This window comes from Mucilaginibacter sp. P5_A4 (assembly GCF_056400605.1).
This window is the reverse complement of sequence record NZ_JBFUKX010000054.1, coordinates 1-17,919: the sequence shown is the minus strand read 5'-3', so window position 1 is coordinate 17,919 and position 17,919 is coordinate 1. Positions and strand designations below refer to the sequence as shown.

At 41.7% G+C, this 17,919-nt stretch carries 22 protein-coding genes; 6 read left to right on the top strand and 16 right to left on the bottom strand.

Features of this window, described 5'->3' with window-relative positions:
• The first annotated feature begins 175 nt into the window (after positions 1-175).
• On the top strand, positions 176-1,414 hold the full coding sequence (locus tag AC1DQW_RS23730; protein ID WP_477456322.1) for an ABC transporter permease: 1,239 nt from the start codon (positions 176-178) through the stop codon (positions 1,412-1,414).
• A 204-nt stretch (positions 1,415-1,618) separates the two neighbouring features.
• On the top strand, positions 1,619-2,056 hold the full coding sequence (locus AC1DQW_RS23725; protein ID WP_477456321.1) for an SRPBCC family protein: 438 nt from the start codon (positions 1,619-1,621) through the stop codon (positions 2,054-2,056).
• A gap of 90 nt (positions 2,057-2,146) precedes the next feature.
• Here AC1DQW_RS23725 and AC1DQW_RS23720 read toward each other — a convergent pair whose 3' ends face one another.
• From AC1DQW_RS23720 to AC1DQW_RS23675, 10 genes are all read right to left on the bottom strand, one after another.
• The gene (locus tag AC1DQW_RS23720) at positions 2,147-2,611 is read right to left on the bottom strand and encodes a phosphatidylglycerophosphatase A family protein (RefSeq protein ID WP_477456320.1); all 465 of its coding nucleotides are present in this window, start codon (positions 2,609-2,611) and stop codon (positions 2,147-2,149) included.
• A gap of 250 nt (positions 2,612-2,861) precedes the next feature.
• Positions 2,862-3,683 carry a TerC family protein gene (locus AC1DQW_RS23715; RefSeq protein WP_477456319.1) on the bottom strand — a complete coding sequence of 274 codons (822 nt, stop codon included), beginning with the start codon at positions 3,681-3,683 and terminating at the stop codon, positions 2,862-2,864.
• 39 nt (positions 3,684-3,722) lie between these two features.
• The gene (locus AC1DQW_RS23710; protein WP_477456318.1) at positions 3,723-4,643 is read right to left on the bottom strand and encodes a hypothetical protein; all 921 of its coding nucleotides are present in this window, start codon (positions 4,641-4,643) and stop codon (positions 3,723-3,725) included.
• 216 nt (positions 4,644-4,859) lie between these two features.
• Positions 4,860-6,002: a toxic anion resistance protein gene (locus tag AC1DQW_RS23705; RefSeq protein ID WP_477456317.1), complete on the bottom strand. Its 1,143-nt coding sequence runs from the start codon at positions 6,000-6,002 to the stop codon at positions 4,860-4,862.
• A gap of 102 nt (positions 6,003-6,104) precedes the next feature.
• Positions 6,105-6,719: a TerD family protein gene (locus tag AC1DQW_RS23700; protein ID WP_477401099.1), complete on the bottom strand. Its 615-nt coding sequence runs from the start codon at positions 6,717-6,719 to the stop codon at positions 6,105-6,107.
• Positions 6,720-6,723: 4 nt separating this feature from the next.
• Entirely contained in the window at positions 6,724-7,278 is a 555-nt protein-coding gene (locus AC1DQW_RS23695) for a TerD family protein (protein ID WP_477401100.1), read from the bottom strand.
• Complete coding sequence (locus AC1DQW_RS23690; protein ID WP_477456316.1) at positions 7,268-8,113, bottom strand: phosphoribosyltransferase family protein; 846 nt, start codon at positions 8,111-8,113, stop codon at positions 7,268-7,270. Before AC1DQW_RS23690 ends, AC1DQW_RS23695 begins: the two co-directional genes overlap by 11 nt.
• Entirely contained in the window at positions 8,113-8,802 is a 690-nt protein-coding gene (locus tag AC1DQW_RS23685) for an HAD family hydrolase (RefSeq protein WP_477456315.1), read from the bottom strand. Before AC1DQW_RS23685 ends, AC1DQW_RS23690 begins: the two co-directional genes overlap by 1 nt.
• A 76-nt stretch (positions 8,803-8,878) precedes the next feature.
• Complete coding sequence (locus tag AC1DQW_RS23680) at positions 8,879-9,553, bottom strand: TerD family protein (protein WP_477456314.1); 675 nt, start codon at positions 9,551-9,553, stop codon at positions 8,879-8,881.
• Between the two features lie 8 nt (positions 9,554-9,561).
• Positions 9,562-10,137, bottom strand: coding sequence for a TerD family protein (locus tag AC1DQW_RS23675; RefSeq protein WP_477401106.1), 576 nt, complete (start codon positions 10,135-10,137; stop codon positions 9,562-9,564).
• A gap of 298 nt (positions 10,138-10,435) precedes the next feature.
• Between AC1DQW_RS23675 and AC1DQW_RS23670 the strand changes: the two genes are divergently transcribed.
• Entirely contained in the window at positions 10,436-10,846 is a 411-nt protein-coding gene (locus AC1DQW_RS23670) for a DUF1801 domain-containing protein (protein WP_477456313.1), read from the top strand.
• A gap of 11 nt (positions 10,847-10,857) precedes the next feature.
• Here the strand turns inward: AC1DQW_RS23670 and AC1DQW_RS23665 are convergent, their stop codons facing one another.
• Together AC1DQW_RS23665 and AC1DQW_RS23660 are read right to left on the bottom strand one after the other, a co-directional pair.
• Positions 10,858-11,325 (bottom strand): hypothetical protein, encoded by a 468-nt coding sequence (locus tag AC1DQW_RS23665; RefSeq protein ID WP_477456312.1) that lies wholly within the window; start codon positions 11,323-11,325, stop codon positions 10,858-10,860.
• 45 nt (positions 11,326-11,370) lie between these two features.
• Positions 11,371-11,739: a winged helix-turn-helix transcriptional regulator gene (locus AC1DQW_RS23660; RefSeq protein ID WP_477456311.1), complete on the bottom strand. Its 369-nt coding sequence runs from the start codon at positions 11,737-11,739 to the stop codon at positions 11,371-11,373.
• A gap of 106 nt (positions 11,740-11,845) precedes the next feature.
• On the opposite strand from AC1DQW_RS23660, the gene AC1DQW_RS23655 reads away from it, so the two are divergent.
• Complete coding sequence (locus AC1DQW_RS23655) at positions 11,846-12,730, top strand: PhzF family phenazine biosynthesis protein (RefSeq protein ID WP_477456310.1); 885 nt, start codon at positions 11,846-11,848, stop codon at positions 12,728-12,730.
• Between the two features lie 27 nt (positions 12,731-12,757).
• Here AC1DQW_RS23655 and AC1DQW_RS23650 read toward each other — a convergent pair whose 3' ends face one another.
• Positions 12,758-13,159 carry a hypothetical protein gene (locus AC1DQW_RS23650; protein WP_477456309.1) on the bottom strand — a complete coding sequence of 134 codons (402 nt, stop codon included), beginning with the start codon at positions 13,157-13,159 and terminating at the stop codon, positions 12,758-12,760.
• Between the two features lie 115 nt (positions 13,160-13,274).
• Between AC1DQW_RS23650 and AC1DQW_RS23645 the strand changes: the two genes are divergently transcribed.
• Positions 13,275-14,267, top strand: coding sequence for a hypothetical protein (locus AC1DQW_RS23645; protein ID WP_477456308.1), 993 nt, complete (start codon positions 13,275-13,277; stop codon positions 14,265-14,267).
• A gap of 87 nt (positions 14,268-14,354) precedes the next feature.
• On the opposite strand, the gene AC1DQW_RS23640 is transcribed toward AC1DQW_RS23645, so the two are convergent.
• Complete coding sequence (locus tag AC1DQW_RS23640; RefSeq protein WP_477456307.1) at positions 14,355-14,588, bottom strand: DUF4287 domain-containing protein; 234 nt, start codon at positions 14,586-14,588, stop codon at positions 14,355-14,357.
• Positions 14,589-15,013: 425 nt separating this feature from the next.
• Entirely contained in the window at positions 15,014-15,904 is an 891-nt protein-coding gene (locus tag AC1DQW_RS23635) for a patatin-like phospholipase family protein (protein ID WP_477456306.1), read from the bottom strand.
• Between the two features lie 442 nt (positions 15,905-16,346).
• Here AC1DQW_RS23635 and AC1DQW_RS23630 point away from each other — a divergent pair, with 442 nt between their 5' ends.
• Entirely contained in the window at positions 16,347-16,787 is a 441-nt protein-coding gene (locus AC1DQW_RS23630; protein WP_477415494.1) for an Hsp20/alpha crystallin family protein, read from the top strand.
• Positions 16,788-16,914: 127 nt separating this feature from the next.
• On the opposite strand, the gene AC1DQW_RS23625 is transcribed toward AC1DQW_RS23630, so the two are convergent.
• Positions 16,915-17,460 carry a YciE/YciF ferroxidase family protein gene (locus AC1DQW_RS23625; RefSeq protein ID WP_477401155.1) on the bottom strand — a complete coding sequence of 182 codons (546 nt, stop codon included), beginning with the start codon at positions 17,458-17,460 and terminating at the stop codon, positions 16,915-16,917.
• Between the last annotated feature and the right edge of the window lie 459 nt (positions 17,461-17,919).

The following is a 17,919-nucleotide window of genomic DNA, read 5'->3' as shown; positions in this document are numbered from 1 at the left end:
GGGATTTGATAAAGGATAAGGAGTAAAGAATCAAGATGGTTTTATCTTTTTAACTGTCTTTAATCCTTGTTCCTTCCATCCTTAATCCTATCTTGCTCTTGATTCTTTTTAACAACAGCTGTAACAAACCTATGGCCTTGTTAGTCATATAGCTGCTTATTACATAATTACGCCCATGCCGGTAAAAACCTCTCTCAGAGAAAATATTTCGATAGCGTTACAGTCCATAGCCGGTAACAGGCTGCGTACATCGCTTACCGCGTTAATTATTGCTATTGGCATTATGGCCCTGGTGAGTATTTTAACTGCTATTGAGGGCATCAGGCAGTTTACCAATGATGCTTTTGCCGACCTGGGCGCCAACTCGTTCACTATTCAGAACCGGGGCGAGGGTTTGAATTTTGGAAATGGGGGCCACAATAAAGTATACCCATCCATTACTTATGACCAGGCCGACCGCTTTAAAAAAACCTTTAAGCTACCTGTAATAGTTGCTGTTAATTTAGATGTTACCGGTATAGCGATAGCCAAATTTGGCAGCGAAAAAACGAATCAGAATATTTCAGTTTCCGGATCGAACGAAAACTACCTGGCTACCAGCGGTAAAAAGTTATCCTTTGGCCGTAATTTTTCAACATCCGAGCTGGAGCATGGCTCAAACGTAGTGCTTATAGGCGATGAGATCAAAAAGAAACTTTTTAAACATACCGATCCTGTAAACCAAAACGTTTTTATCGGCGGTAATAAATATAAAATTGTTGGGGTAATTGCTTCAAAAGGTTCAAGCTCATTTGGGGGAGATAAATTTTGCATCATTCCAATATTAAAGGCTAAACAGATAGATACCAATAAAAATGCATCATATACTATTACTATTAAAGTAAATAGCCCCGGAGCCCTGGATGCAACAATTGGTGAGGCTACCTCATTATTCAGGAACGTGCGTAGCCTTAATGTAGCCAATGAAACTAATTTCGAAATCTCGCGAAGTGATTCTGTTCAGCAACAACTTTCAAGCCAGCTGGCCGGTATTACAGTTGGTGGGTTTGCCATCAGTATTATTACATTGATTGGGGCTGCAATAGGGCTTATGAACATTATGCTGGTGTCTGTTACCGAGCGTACCCGCGAAATTGGAGTACGTAAAGCTGTTGGCGCCACGCAAGCGGTAATCCGTAAGCAATTTTTAATTGAAGCCATTGTGATCTGCCTCATGGGCGGAGCGGCAGGCATTATACTTGGTATGGCTGCAGGTAACGTAATTGCGGTTCAAATAAGCGGAACGTTTGCTATACCCTGGGGTTGGCTTGTATTTGCAGTAGTACTTTGTACTTTTATCGGACTGATATCCGGCTATTACCCGGCCAAAAAGGCCGCCAAACTCGACCCGGTTGAGGCTTTGCGTTACGAATAAAGCAGAAGGTATTTAATGCCGAGACGCATATTAGCGTTTTAAATCGGAAAATCTGTTCGCTGAAATACCTGAGGAAAACAAAAGAAAGAATATCTTGACCGGATCGAAATACTGATGCTAAGCAAATTTGCCATCATTCAGTGGTTGTTAAAGAATCGTGAGCAGAAAGTCGCAGAAGCTCGTGGCTAAAGTCATAAGATACCAATGGCCGACAACTATTCAACAACGATTAGGATAAATGCTGAAACTGCCAGAGTCTGGACAGTAATAACAGATCCTGGGCTCATGTCACAATGGATGGGCGACGTTGAAATGACCATCCAGGTTCGAACAAGCTGGCAACTCAATTCTCCGATTTTAATCAGCGGGTTTCATCATACTCAATTTGAAATTAAAGGCATGGTATTGAAGTTCCAGGAACCCAAAGTTTTAAGTTACACGCACCTCAGTTCACTGTCAATGCTTGCTGACGAGCCAAAAAATTATACCAAACTGGAATTCATATTAAACACGGAAAAGGATCATACGGTATTAACAGTAAACCTTGAAAATTTCCCAACAGTAATCATTAAAAATCATTTAGAATTTTATTGGCGCGGAACCTTACCGGTGATTAAGCAATTGGCAGAAAACCCGGGGTAAAGTAACCATTTTTTAAAGCTGCTCAAACGTGGAGAATATAGGAGTGGAACCGATGACCTCTTGCCCGCAGGAGATGCAATTATGCATCTCCTACAACAGGAATTTCATCCAAATCAAATATCCAACCCATAGTAGGATGTTGGAATAAACACCAGCCAGCACATCATCCATCATAACACCGGTGCCACTGGGCAAAGCTTCCATCTTACGGATCCCCAACGGTTTTACAATATCAAAAAAGCGAAACAGCACAAGTCCAGCCAATAAAAAGTAAAGGTTTTGCGGGATGAACAGCATAGTGATAAGCATTCCCGCTACTTCATCTATTACTACGCGCGAGCTGTCTTCGCCCCAGTCGGATTCAACTTTATTGCTTACATAAACACCCCACAGGGTTATAACGATGGTGATTGCCAGTAAATAAAACGGATTTTGAAGAGCTGCACACCGCCATAGCAACCAGATTGCTCCGCAGGTAACTATGGCCGCGTAAGTGCCACCACCCTTTAAAAAACCTATGCCGAATATGGAGGCTATTATTTTGTTAAATTTCATTTTGTCATTGATCATTAGTCGCTGAGGCAGTTCGATAGTGCAGCTTTAAATTTATACATTGGGTTTAACCCCTACCTCTCCTTTTCCCAAATGTCATTGAGTTAAGAGGGTTTTCACGCAAAGACGCGAAGACGCAAAATGATTTGCTTATTTTTTCTTACGCCCTGGCGCGAAATTAAATTTTTACAACCCTGTTCCTTTTAGCTGCAAACCGGCTTGTGCAAACTGCCAATTCAAAACCGCTCACTACCTACTGCTTATCTAAAACATCTTCCGCGGCCTCGGCTACTTCCGGTTCAATGGTGTGGCGTTTGGGAAAATTAAACAGCAATGATGTTAATACCGGAATAATGAATAAGGCTACGGTAAATATTGAGGTGAAAATATCAGCGCCTTCACCCTCCATCATTTTGGAAAAGCCGGTTTCGGGGTAAAAATGGATGTATAAAGATGAGGACAGTTTTAAACCAAGTACACCTATCACAATAAAAGCAACGGTTTCCAGGAAAGTAAATTTTTCCATCAGCTTAACAAAGGCTTGTGCCACAAAACGCATGGCCAGGATGCCGATAAATACACCGATATAGATTAATGCCACGTGATCGGTAAAAGCTACCGCTGCAAAAACGTTATCGATAGAGAAAGCAAGATCCATCAGCTCAACCAAAGCAACTGTAGCCCAGAAAACGCCGAAAACGCCAACTGTAGATTTATACAGCCAGTTTTTGTTTTTATCTACCTCTTCTTCTTCGCCACCGGCATTTGCCGCTTGTATTTTGCCTTTAAAGTAATCAAAGCTGAGGTATAGCAGGTACAGCCCGCCAATAGGCTTTAACCACCATATTTTCACCAGCCAGGCAGCTAAAAACAGGCACACGCCACGCAATACATATGCGCCAATGATACCATACCTTAGCGCTTTTTTACGCTGATCTTTTGGCAGATCAAGTACCATGGTGGCCAGTACGGCCGCATTATCAACCGAGAGCAGGCTCTCAATAAGTATTAAGTTTAAAATTACGAGCAGGCCCGCTTTAATGTCGGGGCCTAAAATTGTGTGTAAAAAATCCATATTTAAACAGGGAATGTATTTTTGTTAATGTTAAATAAACTAAATTAAATCGGTATTCAGCATGCTTTTTAAAATATTGGCCTGAACATCAATATTGGTAATATCGTCAAGGAAACTAATGTCTGAGATTTTTTTATAATTATCGGCGAGCAAGTTCTTTATTTCGGGCGGCATGTATACCTTCATAGCTGCAGCATTACCTTCCAGCTTGTCGTTCTTATTCTTGAGCTCATAAACCAGTTGCTCTTTTTTAGAAAGATTGGTTGACATGTCGATGTTCACGATTTTGGCCACGTCAAAAAACACAAACAGGCTATCTGACGGGGAATATAAAAAATGCCGGTCGGCATCAATAAACCTGTACACCTCAATAACCTGGCTGCCCGATTTTAAACCGCAATAAAATTCGGTTTTAAAATCATATTTACACAATACGCCCATCAGCTTACGCTGTATGGTAGCATACTCGTCTTTATAAACATCCTTAATATCGTAAGCTGTTACCTCCTCAACCAGGTCGTTACTGATGGTGTAAAAAAAATCGGCAGCAAACCTGGAGCTAAATGAGTTGATGTTTTTTGAAAGCGGGTTTTCTGTTGAATCGTCAGACAATACCTGGAACAGCTTGCGTAGTGAAAGATTGATTTTTAAGGCCTGCCTTTGCTTTTCGAGGTTGAAATTAGCCTGCGTATAGGTTGGGTCGTTCAGCCTTTCAATCATTTCTCTATTGATCTGGATCTCATCAAACAGCAGGCTGATATTACCTTCGTTGTTCTTCTTGATCTTGCGGAGCAGGTCGATCAAACTTTGGGTAAATTGCAGGTGAAACAGGTCGAGCTTGTTGATGTCCAGTTCGGGGTTGCTCTCAAACAGTTTATGGATCACCTGGCTGCGCAGGTAAATTTTATAAATAATATCGTCGCCAAAATACACAGAAAGCAATTGCAGCTTACTGAGCATTCTGTTGCTTTGATTTAGAATATTTAACCGGTGTTCATCCATGTACTAAGTACAAAACTACGAAAAAAGAAGCCTCGCCCAAACCTTCTGCCAATTGGCTGAGGTGCATTAAAGCAAAATCGCCTGTGGGTACAGGCGATGAGGTTTAAAATTCTTATTAATATTAATCCCCGTCATTGCTTCATGCCTCGTGACGTGATTTTTGTATGTGGGCGCCTAAGCGTTAGTCACATGCTTCTTCAACTCTGTTTCCAGCGTTTGCAACTCGGTGTTAAGTACCTTCCGATTGGCTGTGCCTTCATCATGGATGCGTTTTACCTCGGTAAGGGTTTCTATCAGGGATGCAGTGGTGCGTTTCAAAGTATCTAATGATACTACCGTTTTCTCGTTCTCGCGGGCTACGTCAATGCTGTTTTGTTTAAGCAGCTCGGCATTTTTTTGCAGGATGGTGTTAGTTGTATCCGAGATCTTTTTCTGCATCTCTACGTTTTCCTTTTGCCTGTTGAGGGCAACTGCAATGGTGAGTTGATTTTTCCAAACCGGGATGGTAGTTGATACGATAGATTGTGCTTTTTCGGCAATGGTGGTATTATTGCTTTGCACTATGCGGATCTGGGCCAGTGACTGCATCATGATAAAGCGCACCACTTTCAAATCGGCCAGGCGTTTATCAAGGCGGTTCACAAAATCGCGCAGGTCGGCAATTTCGTAATCGTTATAGGCCGATGGGTTGGCATCCATTTGTGCCAGCTGCTCGTTAAGCTCATTGTACTTTAACTGGCCCGATATAATAAGTTCCTCCATCTGGTGAATGTAGGTTACATTGCTATCAAACATGGTTTGCAGCGAGCTGTTATCCTTTAATGAATTTACACGACCGGCCTTGATCTTATTGGTGATTTTATCGATGTTGTTGATAACGGTATCGTACTTCTGGAAAAGCTTTTTGGTATCAAATACCAGTTTTTTAACAAAAGGGATATGCGATATAAAGGAGGTGAACGCGTTTTGATTCAGCTCATCCACGTCGATGTAGTTCAGCTCGGTAAGCAGGTCGTTGATCAGCAGACCAACCTCGCCAGAGTTATAGGTACGTACTGAGGTTAAAAAGTTGTTGCTGTATTTTTCCATCGAAGCCTGCACATCGGTGCCGTAGTTCAGGATGGAGTTAACATCTTTCGGGTCCAGCGCTTTAGCCACCTCGCTGTATTTTTGCACTTCGGTAGTTGAAATATTGCTCAGGTCTACATTCCCTTCTTTATCCAGCAGCTTTGCCGGGGTGGTAGTGCCCGGGGCAGGAGTAATGTCCAGGTTTACCGGGGTTATATTTATTGGGTTGTTATTTGGTGTGCCTTCCATTTTGTTAAGTTTTTGATGGTGAGTTGTGAGTGGTCAGCGGTGAGGTGTAAGTATTGATTTGATTTACATTTCGCAAAACTCACCACCCACTATCACCACTCACTATAAATAGTTCTGTGTTACTGTTTTAACGGTTTCTTCCAGCTTGCGGTCGCGCGTTGGTTCGCCTATGGCGTTAAATTTCCATTCAGCGTTCTTTTTGTAAAAAACGCCTAATACCATAGCCACGTGGCCTGCAAAATCCTTACTGTTGGCAATGTCATAAGTAGCAAATACTTCGCTGACGCGGGTTGGTGTACCTTCGTAAATGCGGATAGATGCAAATGGTATCGACGCAAAATCCTGCCCGCGGAAACTGTTCAGCATAAAAGCCACATAAGTTACTGAGGCAGGAAGGCCTGAAAGATCAACCGTGATTACCTCATTATCCAAGCCATCATTTCCGTTTAAATCGCCGGTAAGGTCATCGCCGCTGTGTTTCACCGAACCGTCTTTTGATTTTAAGTTGCCGAAATAGATCACATCCACCAGGCGTTTGCTTTCATCAAACAATGCACAGCTGGCATCCAGATCCACGGCCTCTTTAGTTGCACCAAAACCGAACATGCCTTTCTTTTCGATAGCGCCCCAGTTGATGCCTATACAAACACTTTGTAATTTACTGCCGTTACTTTTTTCGAGACTGATGCGTTGTCCCTTTTGAAGATTGATTGCCATAATTTTATTGGTATTTGGTTAAGTAATCCTGTAAGCCGCCTTTCATGCCAACACCAACAGCTTCAAATTTCCAGTTGTTATCTTTTTTGTAGATCCGGCCAAATTCAACGGCGGTTTCTATCGAGAAATCCTCTTCCAGCTCGTATTTTAAAATTTCGGTATTGGTGGCTGCGTCAAAAATCCGGATAAAGGAATTGCGAACCTGGCCAAAGTTTTGTTTGCGTGCCTCGGCCTCGTGGATGGTTACCACAATGCAGATCTCAAATACTTTAGCATCTGCTTTTGACAGATCTACCTTGATTTGCTCGTCATCGCCATCGCCGGCGCCGGTAAGGTTATCGCCGGTATGTTCAACTGACCCATCAGGCGATATCAGGTTATTGTAAAATACAAAATATTCATCGGCCACCAATCTTTTGTTATCGCCCAAAATAAATACCGAAGCATCTAAATCAAATGCGCTGCCTGTTGATGAAGTATTGGTATCCCAGCCCAGCCCTATGGTAAATTTAGGGGCATTTATAGCTTCACGCTGGCCTTTTTGCAAATTAATTGCCATGTTTAATTAAATTTTTGTTGTTTATAAATAGGTTGCCGGTAATAAAGTTAAGGTTTTTGGCGTAGGCGTCAATAGTATGGTAGCCATTGCCCAAAGCCATATCATACAGCAAGTTTACAAAATCCGTAGATTGGTTTTGTATAAAAATGCTGAAACAATCAGAATTATAATTCAGGATATATTTTACTATCCTGGTATTGATGCAAAAGTTACCGCTTTGGATAATAGGCTCCAGATCGAAAATGGTTTTTACCTGGTGATAGTTCAAAAAGTTTTCGATATTGGGATGGATGTTTTTGTTTACCAGTTCGGCAAAGTAAAGCATAAAGATATCATTACTTAAGCCGTTGGCATCAACCATTTTCATGATCATGCGCTCGTGGCTGCCTGTGATCTTGATATCGTCCAGAAATATCAGCGTTTTGTTGGTCAAAAAATCCTTATCGATATGGAACGAATCGTTACCGATGAGGTTTATCCTTTGCTCGGCATCCAGCTCGCCATAATCCTCTTTGTAAGTAATAGTGCGGTGCACCCTGGTTTCCTGGACTACCGGGTAGCCATGTTGCGCCAGCCAGCGGTTAAGCCTGTACACAAACCAGGTTTTCATAGCAAAAGTAGCTGTTGGGATAAACGAGTACGGACTTGATATCACTACAATTTGTTGTGAGATGGGTTTTATGCTCAGGCTTTGCTGTATAAATCCATTTGCCAAAGCGGTGCCAAAATCGCGGGCTACAGCTTCATCGCCAAATTTAAAACGGCTGTAGCTATCCGGGCAAAACCCAAATTGCGTGGCGTTATCAATATGATGTAATGACCAGGTTGCGTTCATTAACTTATTAAGCTTAAAATGGATTGGTTGTTTGAGTTGATAAGCAAACTTTTTATGCCTGCCGCGTTGGCGCCTTCAATATCAGCCTTAGGGTTATCGCCTATGTGGATGATGCTGTTTAAATTGATATTTTTATTAATCTGTTTTATATGCTGCAACATTAAATCAAACAAAGCCGGGTTTGGTTTCGACATCCCTGCCTCATCAGAATACAGCTGAAAATCAAAGTATTCGTTCATCTTTAATTCCGCCAGTATTTTTCTCAATGTTACTCCTTTAATAAAGCCGGTATTACTTAATAAGCTAAAGGTACTGCCGCTTTGTTGTTTTAGATGCTGCAACGTTGGAATTGTTACAGATGAGTATACCACAGGCATATAGTAAAACAGCAGCTTCTCCATATCCTGGTACAGTTTAGCGGCGTCGATATCCGCAAGACTTAACTGGTTATCATTAATAAGGCTGATTACCATGAGGTGCATCTCATCAGCATCAATGTTTTTGCCCGTATTTTCGTTCACGGCATTGCACATCAAATCTACCTGCCTGAAGGCTTTTGCAACCTCATCGATACTTTTACCCGCCGGGTTAAAATCCCGGTGGAATATCTTGGTCCGCTCGATCTTGAAATAGGGGTTAGATTTGATGAGTGTAAGCCAGAGATCGAAGGAGTAATGTTGGTAGGGCATAGGTTAGTCGTTAGTCTTAAACCGAAAGCCGCAATTTAGCATTTCCTTTTAAAACTTTCGACTTAAGACTCCATACTTAGTACTGTTTCAACAGCTCTAAAAAATTATCGGTAGCAAACGGTTCGCCAATTGCGCGGAATTTCCAGGTGCCATCTTTGCGGTAAACCTCGGCAAATTTCATAGAACACATGCCGTTATAGGTAGCGTCGCCGGATAGGCTGAATTTGGCTATCTCTTTGCCGCTATTGTCTACCGCGCGGATAAACGCGTTATCAATCATGCCAAAGTGCTGGCTGTTCCTTTGCCCCTGGTATATGGCTACAATGAACAGGATACGGTCGAACTTTGGGTCGAGTGAATCAAGTTTTACGATGATCTGCTCATCGTCGCCATCGCCGGCGCCGGTACGGTTATCGCCGGTAAGCCAGATATGGTTTGATGGGTGCCTCATAGAATTGAAGTAGATCACATCGCCTTCATATAAGCTTACTTTATTGCCATTGGGCTTTTGCCAGGTGCGGCCCCTATCTGCCACCTTTCCATTTTTATCTAACAGGAAGGCTATGGCATCAAGGTCATACTCCACCTCTTCGCCGCCACCGCCAAATAGTTTGCCTAAAAAGCCGCCGCCATTGTGGTTTTGCCTTACATCCCAACCTAAACCAATGGTTACCGAAGACAGATCGAAGCTTTCGCCTTTATCATTTTTACGAAGATCGATAGTTTGACCTTTTACCAGATTTATTGCCATTGTATTGCTTATTTAATGATCTGTCCTTTAAAATATTTACTTAAAAAGAAGGCCAGGTCTTCTTTATAACCCACGCCCGATGCTTCAAATTTCCAGGCGCCGCTGCGGCGGTATAACCTGCCAAATTCGATGGCTGTTTCGATTGAGAAATCCTCGCCTAACTCGTATTTGCAAACTTCGCTGCCGGTTTGTTCATCAATAATACGGATGTAGGAATCGCGCACCTGGCCAAAGTTTTGCCTGCGGGCCTGCGCCTCGTGGATGGTTACCACAAATAATATTTCCTGGATCTTGGGATCTACCTTAGTCAGGTCGATATTCATGGATTCATCATCGCCGCCATCGCTGTTACCGCCCGATGGATCATCGCCGGTATGGTGAACCGCGGTATCTGGAGAGTCGACATTATTATAAAAAACGAAGAACTCATCCTGGGGTACAAAGCGGTTGGCGTCTATCATAATTGCCGATACATCCAGGTCGAAATCGTAACCTGTGCCTTCGTTGGGGTTCCAGCCCAAACCAACTGTCATTTTCGACAATCCGATATCTATTTTTTGTCCTTTTTGAAGATTAATAGCCATTGTTATAATGTTTATATAAAGACATGCAAACCCTTATAATGTTACGAAAATGCATGTGTATTTTGCCTCAACGGAGGCCCGAAATATTAGACTAAGATATATGTTTTTTGATTTCCAAATATGAATTAAAAATGAAGAGAAAGAACCTGGCGTTTGCCTTAAATATCAGGGAGTTTCGCACCAGGACGCCATTGAATTGGGGTAATAGATATCTCCTGATTATGATAGTCGCTTTGCATCTTAATGTCTTTGCGGGTAAAAATTCTTAACTTGATTTCCGATAAACCTGCAAACAATCATGGCAAAATTACCACCCAAATCAAACACCGAACAGGTAACAGAATACATCCAAAAACTGGAGGCGCCGGTTGCCGAAATTGTGGAAGCTATCCGGCAGATTGTTTTGAGCACCCACCCGGAAATTGGCGAGGAAATAAAATGGAATGCGCCAAGTTTTTTGTACACCGGTGAGATGAAGCCCTTCAACCCAAAGGAATATAAAAGATACATTATTGTAATGAACCTGCATAAACGCATCCTGCTGGTTTTTCCGGGCGGGGCAAAGGTTAATGATAAAAGCGGATTATTAGAGGGCGACTATCCCGATGGCCGGAGGTTGGTGTATATAAGGGATATGGATGATTTGAAAAGCAAAGAAGCCCGGATAAAAAAAGTGATACTGGATTGGCTGGCCCTGGTGGAGAAGTAGCGTGTTGTGATTTACTTCTTCTTTTCTCTTTTTTTTGTCAATGCCATTTTGGTAATGGTTTTTCCCTCAACAATGTCTTTAGGGTTTTTGATTTTTGCCAGTGAGTTTTCCCAGGCTTGCTCAACCAGGGTAGTGATATAATCGCGCGGAAAGTCGTCTAAACTTTTTACAAATATATACCTGTATTGGCTGCCATTGCCTAACAGAAGCTTTTGCGGATCGGCAAGTTCTGACCCCCAGTAAAAACCAAAGTGTACGCCTTCGTTGATGCGGTATACCGCTATGGAACAAAAGGTATGCCCCAGCTTTTCTGTAGGCGACCAGCCGAAAGCCAAAGCATTATAATTATCGTAAATAAGCTCATTGGCTTGTGGGTATAAATCCCACACAAATTCGCGCAGCCACAATACCTTCCCCCTTACCTCCGGCGAAAACTCATAAAGGAACCTGAGCAGATCGGATACTTCTTCTTTTGGCATGGTTGGGTTAGTTTATTAAAAAATGTATTAATATTAATATTAACATCAGGCTTTGATCATTTGCCTATGGTTTAATCCCCATTGTACTAATGTTTCTGTAACGGGTAAAACACTCAGGCCATAATCGGTAATGGAATAATTTACGGTAATAGGCCGTGTATCCATTACCGTTCTGGAAATAAGCAGGTTCAATTCCAGGTCCTGCAATTCTTTAGATAGCATTTTGGCCGAAATTCCTTCAACTTCGCGTTGGAGCTTTTTAAATGTATTTTTCTCGGCCGATCGGTTATTCAGGTGGCGCATGATTCTTAGTTTCCATTTTCCACCCAATATTTCCAGGCTGTCTTTAATGGCAGCTAATTCCTGGTCGCAGCTTGCTTCCTGTATAGTTCCGTTTATGTTGATAGTGGCCATAGTAAATAATTGATAGTTAACTAAAGGTAACCGGTTACCTTTAGTTAACCCATAACAAAAATAAACTATCCCGTTTTAATTTTGGCATCAGGTTAATTAAATAAAAATGAAAAAACTTAATTATTACGTGCTCGATGTATTTACAGATCAGAGATATAAAGGCAATCAACTATCGGTAGTTTATAGCGACGACGAACTTGAACTAAGCGAATACCATGCTATTTCAAGAGAATTTGGCTATTCCGAAACTTCTTTTGTAAGCTATTCAACAACAGAAAATGCATTAAAGGTACGCTCTTTCACCCCTGCAGAATTTGAAGTAATTGGCGCCGGGCATAACCTGTTAGGCGCGGTATGCCTGGCTTTAATAAAGGGCTGGGATATTTTTAAACACCAGGACGGGCCGCCATCGGTAATTATAAAGGATACAAGGATCCCGCTCCGGGTGACCGAAGATGCTGGTCTCCCGTACGTTGCGATGAAACAACAACCGGCTAAAGTGATGAGAACAGTACCGGCCGACCTGGTTGCTAATGCCATTGGATTGGACCCACAGGACTTAAATTTAAACAGCTGGGAAATTAACGTAGTTGAAACAGAAGTTGCGCATTTAATGGTGCCGGTAAAAGATCTGGAGGCATTACAAAACGCGGTACCCAATAAAGCGCTTTTAAAGCAGGCTTCTGAAAAATATGGTTTTGAAGGCTGCTACCTGTTTACCACAAATAATCCGGATGCCGGGTATGTTGCCGAAACAAGGTTTTTTAACCCCGGTATCGGGATTGATGAGGATCCGGCAACCGGTACAGCAGCTGGACCTTTGGCCGGTTACCTGGAAAAGTTAGGGTATATTAAGCAGGAGCAGGATTACCGGATTTTACAGGGTACGGCGGTTAAGCACCCTTCATCAATTCATGTTAAAGTTTCGGAGGATGGTATTTGGGTAAGCGGATCCTCTGTTATCGTTATGGAAGGAATTATATACCTGTAAAAAATGGATCAGGCGGCTAAATAAGTATTATTGTTTTTCATAATAATCCACCGGTGCATCGGCGGCGCTCCCAATAGCGCCGCCCAGGCTAAACTTGTTTCCGTTAAATCCTATATATTTTGCCTCGCTGCTATAATCATTATCAAAAATGATGCGGTTAAGCTCAGTGCCGTTTACCTTTTCTTTAAACAGTTTGTATGTCCCGCTTTTCTGCAGCGCGTGTTTAAGATAATATTTGTAATTGGTGGCCGAAAAGTTGTAAACGGTGCCGTTGCCTGGTTTATAAGCACTGCTATCAGCTGGTGGGGCACAATAACATGTTGTTCCACGATATTCCCAGCTGCCGGCGAGGTTTAAGTTGCTGGCGGTGTTATCTTTTTTACAGCTAAATAAAAGGGTGAGTATGCCTATCAGTATTAATTTTTTCATTGATACCCAGGTTTGTTAATAGTGTTACGCAAATGGTAATGAAAATGCTACACTAAATTTTGCTCAGTAGCTATTAAATATGTATTATCGTAGCAACAACCTTTTACAATTTATAATGAAATATATTAACTCCCTAAACCGGATCTTCTTTTTTTTATTAACTGTTTTTGTTTTACAAAGCTGCGCGCCACCCGCTCCGGGGATCTATAAAAATGATAAGATAAGCTCAGGAGATCAAAGCCGTTTCCATGATTTGAATAATAAGTTATTTAATGCACTTAAAACAAATGATGAAGCACAGCTGGAGTTTATCATGTCGCAGGATTTTATTGCCAGCACTGGCAGAAAACGGCAGGTGGAACTGGCAAGTAACCGCTTTAAAGAGGGTACTTACTCCCTGCTTGATGAGTACTATATAGTAAACCATTACATTCATGGCGATACCATTAACGGTAATTTAAAGGGTAACGCCAATTATAAATTGTACTGCCCCGGTGGTGTTAAAGAAATGTACATTGCCTGTTTTGTGCCTAAAAATATCCCTAATCAATACATGATAACGGCAATTTATTGCAAGTACGATTATGGCTGGAAACTTAACCAGCTTGATGAAAGCGCTTATGCCAAAAATGGCCTCAACACGCCGCAGCTTTATGAGGCTGCCAAAGCAAGTTATGCCAAAGGTTACCTGATTAATGCGCTTAACACCGCTGCATCGGCCATTAACTGTACCCGGCCATGCACTATATGGAAATATGATGCAGAAACCGAAGTAAGCGGGTTTTATAACACAGTTTTAAACGAAGTATCGGGCAGGTACCGCATCCCATTAGCTATAAAGGATGCGCCCACACATCTGGAAATAATAAGGATCTTTAACCAGCCCACCCCCGAGGGCGATTTCCCGATGGTATATTACCTTACCAACATCAAACTAAAGGATACTACGGCCATTAAAAAAGAAAACGAAGTGATAAGAAAGGTGATTGACAAAACCATACCCGGGCTTGACCAGGAGAATAAGTGTGTTTTGTATGCCGCCTTTAACGAGTGGCCAACAGGCATTAAAACCGTGGAGCATTTTGATATGAAGCAAAAGCTGAGATAAGCTAAATGCAGAAGTCATAGCCGAAAACCATGCAGGAATAAGGATGCATAATTGCCAGGAATAAGATGCAAATCCGCATCCCTGCTATCATTCATCGCTGTCCTCATTCTTCATGCCTTTCAACAGTGCGTAAATGGCCATGGCGTGGCCGTGGCCCAGTTCAAAATCTTCTTTAAGCCATTTTACAATATCGCCTGCTTTTACATTGGCCTTTAGTATACCATTTTTAGTGAAGCCTTTTTCTTCGGCAAGCGCCCTGAAATCAGCGGGGCCTTTGCCGGTTTTTGTTTTAATAGTATTTAAATATCCCTGGAATGACATAATAGCTTTTATCGGTTTATTAACCTAAATATATATAATTGTAAGAAGCTCCGAAAAATAAAAAACAGACCGTCATTGCGAGGTACGAAGCAACCCCTGACTATGCAGATCGGATTTGCATGGCTGCCCTGTAAGGCGGGGATTGCTTCGTACCTACCCATGACGTGTTTTTTTTAACCTTATATTTCCTTCAAAAACGGCCGGTCACCCTGAGCCTGTCGAAGGGTCGCGCGTATAGGCCTTTGCCCACTATGCTTCGACAGGCTCAGCATGACAGCCCTCTTAGCAACGTCATTCCCCCTTCAGAGTTCTCGGATTTTACCACTCGCAATGACGCGTGGAGATGTACTTCATTAGAAGTATAAAAACATTAATAAATCAAATTTAGACAGCTTCTAAGCATTGTGCATAGCAACTCCCTGCTATCATATTTTATCAAGACTGTTTTTGTACGCTTTAATACATTTTAAAGCGGCATATCTGCCACTTTCTACCATTTCTTCGGCTTTATAAAAATCATAGGTGCTGCAATATTCATGCGATATATTGATCAGGATATTGGGCGAATATTTTTCAAGAGCAAGCCGGGTGGTATGGTAGGTCATTAAATTTAAGGTTTTATTGATCACGTTAAAATACCCCAGCTTTTCGGTGTGGTCAGATGGCTTCACGGTGTAAAGGTAGCTGTAAAAATCCCTGATCTTTTGCCGGTAAATGGAATGTTTTACTTCCATCGCATTTTGGGATACCACCGGTTTGTCAACGGGTATCATCGCATTTACATTAACTGCCACCAGTATATCGCCGGTACTTCTTTTAACATGCTCAATAGGCAGGTTATTAATAATGCCCCCATCAACAAGTAATCCATCGGCATGCTTTACCGGGGTAAATACCGTTGGTATGGCAATAGATGCCCTGATGGCATCGTATATGCTCCCTTCGGTAAAAACCACTTCTTTTTTATTAATAATATCCGCAGCCACGGCTGCGTATGGTATGGTAAGGTCTTCAATATTGGCGTCATTGATGAACGCTTTTATGGTGTTAAATAGCTTATCGCCCTTAACCATGCCCTGTGCGCTAAAGCTAAAATCAATAAGGCCAAATACTTTTAGCTTATCAAGGGTAAAAAGCCAGTTTTTAAAGGCATCCATTTGCCCTAAGGCATACACACCGCCAACAACAGCCCCCATTGATGTACCGGCAACCGAGGTGATGTTAAATCCCTGCCTCACTAATTCTTCAATTACACCAATGTGAGCTATGCCCCTGGCGCCGCCACCAGATAATACTAAAGATACGTTTTGTTTCATTTAATAATAATAAAGGTTTTATTGATAGCCGTGATATTAACCTGCCTGGTAAAAGTAACAAATAAGAGACCACAATGAAGCAGAAGTAATATCTAAAGGATTTAAGGCTACTGCCGGTGGGTTTATAAAATAAGTAGCATTAAACTATCATCAATTATCCAGCCACGTTGGTGCATGGTACCCCGGATGATATTATTGCCGATAGTAAAATTATTTATTAACAGAGACATTTTTTAAGATCATAGTTGCAAACAAAACAGCAGGAAATGAAAAATTGACATACCGGCTGAATTTCTTTCACCCCGGATGCTGTCGTTTTTTCAATTGGGTACAAACCCCGGCAGTTTTAACCCGGTTTGGCATTCTACTTGATATAATTAAGTGGATAGTTATCCAGGTTTAATGTTTATTTATTTTTAAATCAATTTAAGGAGAAAAAGCAATGACACTGGTTAAATTTAACAGAAACCAACCAGGTAACGCCGCAATGCCAGGCATTAGTGACGTTTTTGAATCCATTTTTAACGACACCTTTTTTAATGATCGTATGATAGCCCGGGTTCCGGCTGTAAACATCAGCGAATCTGATGAAAGTTATCATATTGAACTGGGTGCACCCGGCTTGAAAAAGCAGGATTTTAAAATCAATGTTGATCGTAATATGTTGCACATTTCGGTTGAGCAGCAAACCGAGAATACCAATAGCGGGCGCGTATATAATAAACGCGAGTTTAGCTATAGCTCTTTCGTGCGCTCATTTACTCTGCCCGAACTGGCCGATTACAACCGGATAGATGCAACCTATGAAGATGGTGTGCTTAAAATTGACGTGGCTAAAAAAGAAGAAGCTAAAACGCAAAGCCGCCAAATAGAGCTAAAATAATCCATTCAATGTTAATAAAAAAGGTCGCCTTTTGGCGACCTTTTTTATTGATTCGGATGCGGTATTAGATATTATTAATATCCAACCTTACAAAGCTTCGTAAGGTTCTATCCGGTTAAGTAAAGCCTTAAGCTTTCTCTGTTTTTGATTGCTGGTTTATACCGGCCCGGGCAATTTGGGTAAGCAGGCTATCACAATTTTTTTCTTCCTGCAGGGTAGAATCCAGCAGTTCCGCAGCTTCGTTGTAACCCAGTACGCTGGCCAGTGTTTTTAACGTTCCGTATGTGGCAATTTCGTAATGCTCAATTTTTTGAGCGGCAGAAATAAGGCCCGCATCACGGGTACTGCTGTGTTTTTCAGTTTCGGCAATAATTTCTTCGCTCTCCTTCAATAAACCGGCCATAGCTTCGCATTTTACAGCAACTGCTTTTTCACCCAGCGATGCAAAGGCATCTTCCAGGCGGGTAACCTGGCGTTCCGTTTCACTCAGGTGGTTTTCTATTGCAGCACGTAGCTTATCTGAGGTTGCCGCTTTCGCCATTTTTGGCAAGGCTTTGGTCAGGTGTTTTTCGGCCCAATAAATGTCTTTCAACTCATCCAAAAATAATTCATTTAATGCAGAATCATGTACATCCGTTGTTTGTTCGGGTGCCCTTGTTTTTATAGTTGCCATGATAAATGTGTTTTTAAGGTATGATAAGAGAATACAAAGCTAATGCCAGTTTTACCTGTTTATCAACAATATTAATTACTGGGAGGCTGTCTAAAAATGATTTATTAAATGTTTTTAGACTTCTAATGAAGCATATATCCACGCGTCATTGCGAGGTACGAAGCAATCCCCACCTTACAGAGTAGCTTTGCAAATCCGATCTGCATAGTTGGGGATTGCTTCGTACCTCCTATGTTTACAGTTGAAATTAAAAAATGTATTATATCTTGTTTAGGAGATATTAAAACATTCTTTACATACATTTTATGAGTGAAAAAGGATGAGAGCACGTCGTGCCTAAATAGCTATAAGCATATTGTTTGCGAGATACAGCCTCATTCTTTTTATTTTCTTGAGTTTGAACAGAATGTAAGGAATACGGCATAGCAGTATATCCAGGATAGCCAACAGGAGGAAAAA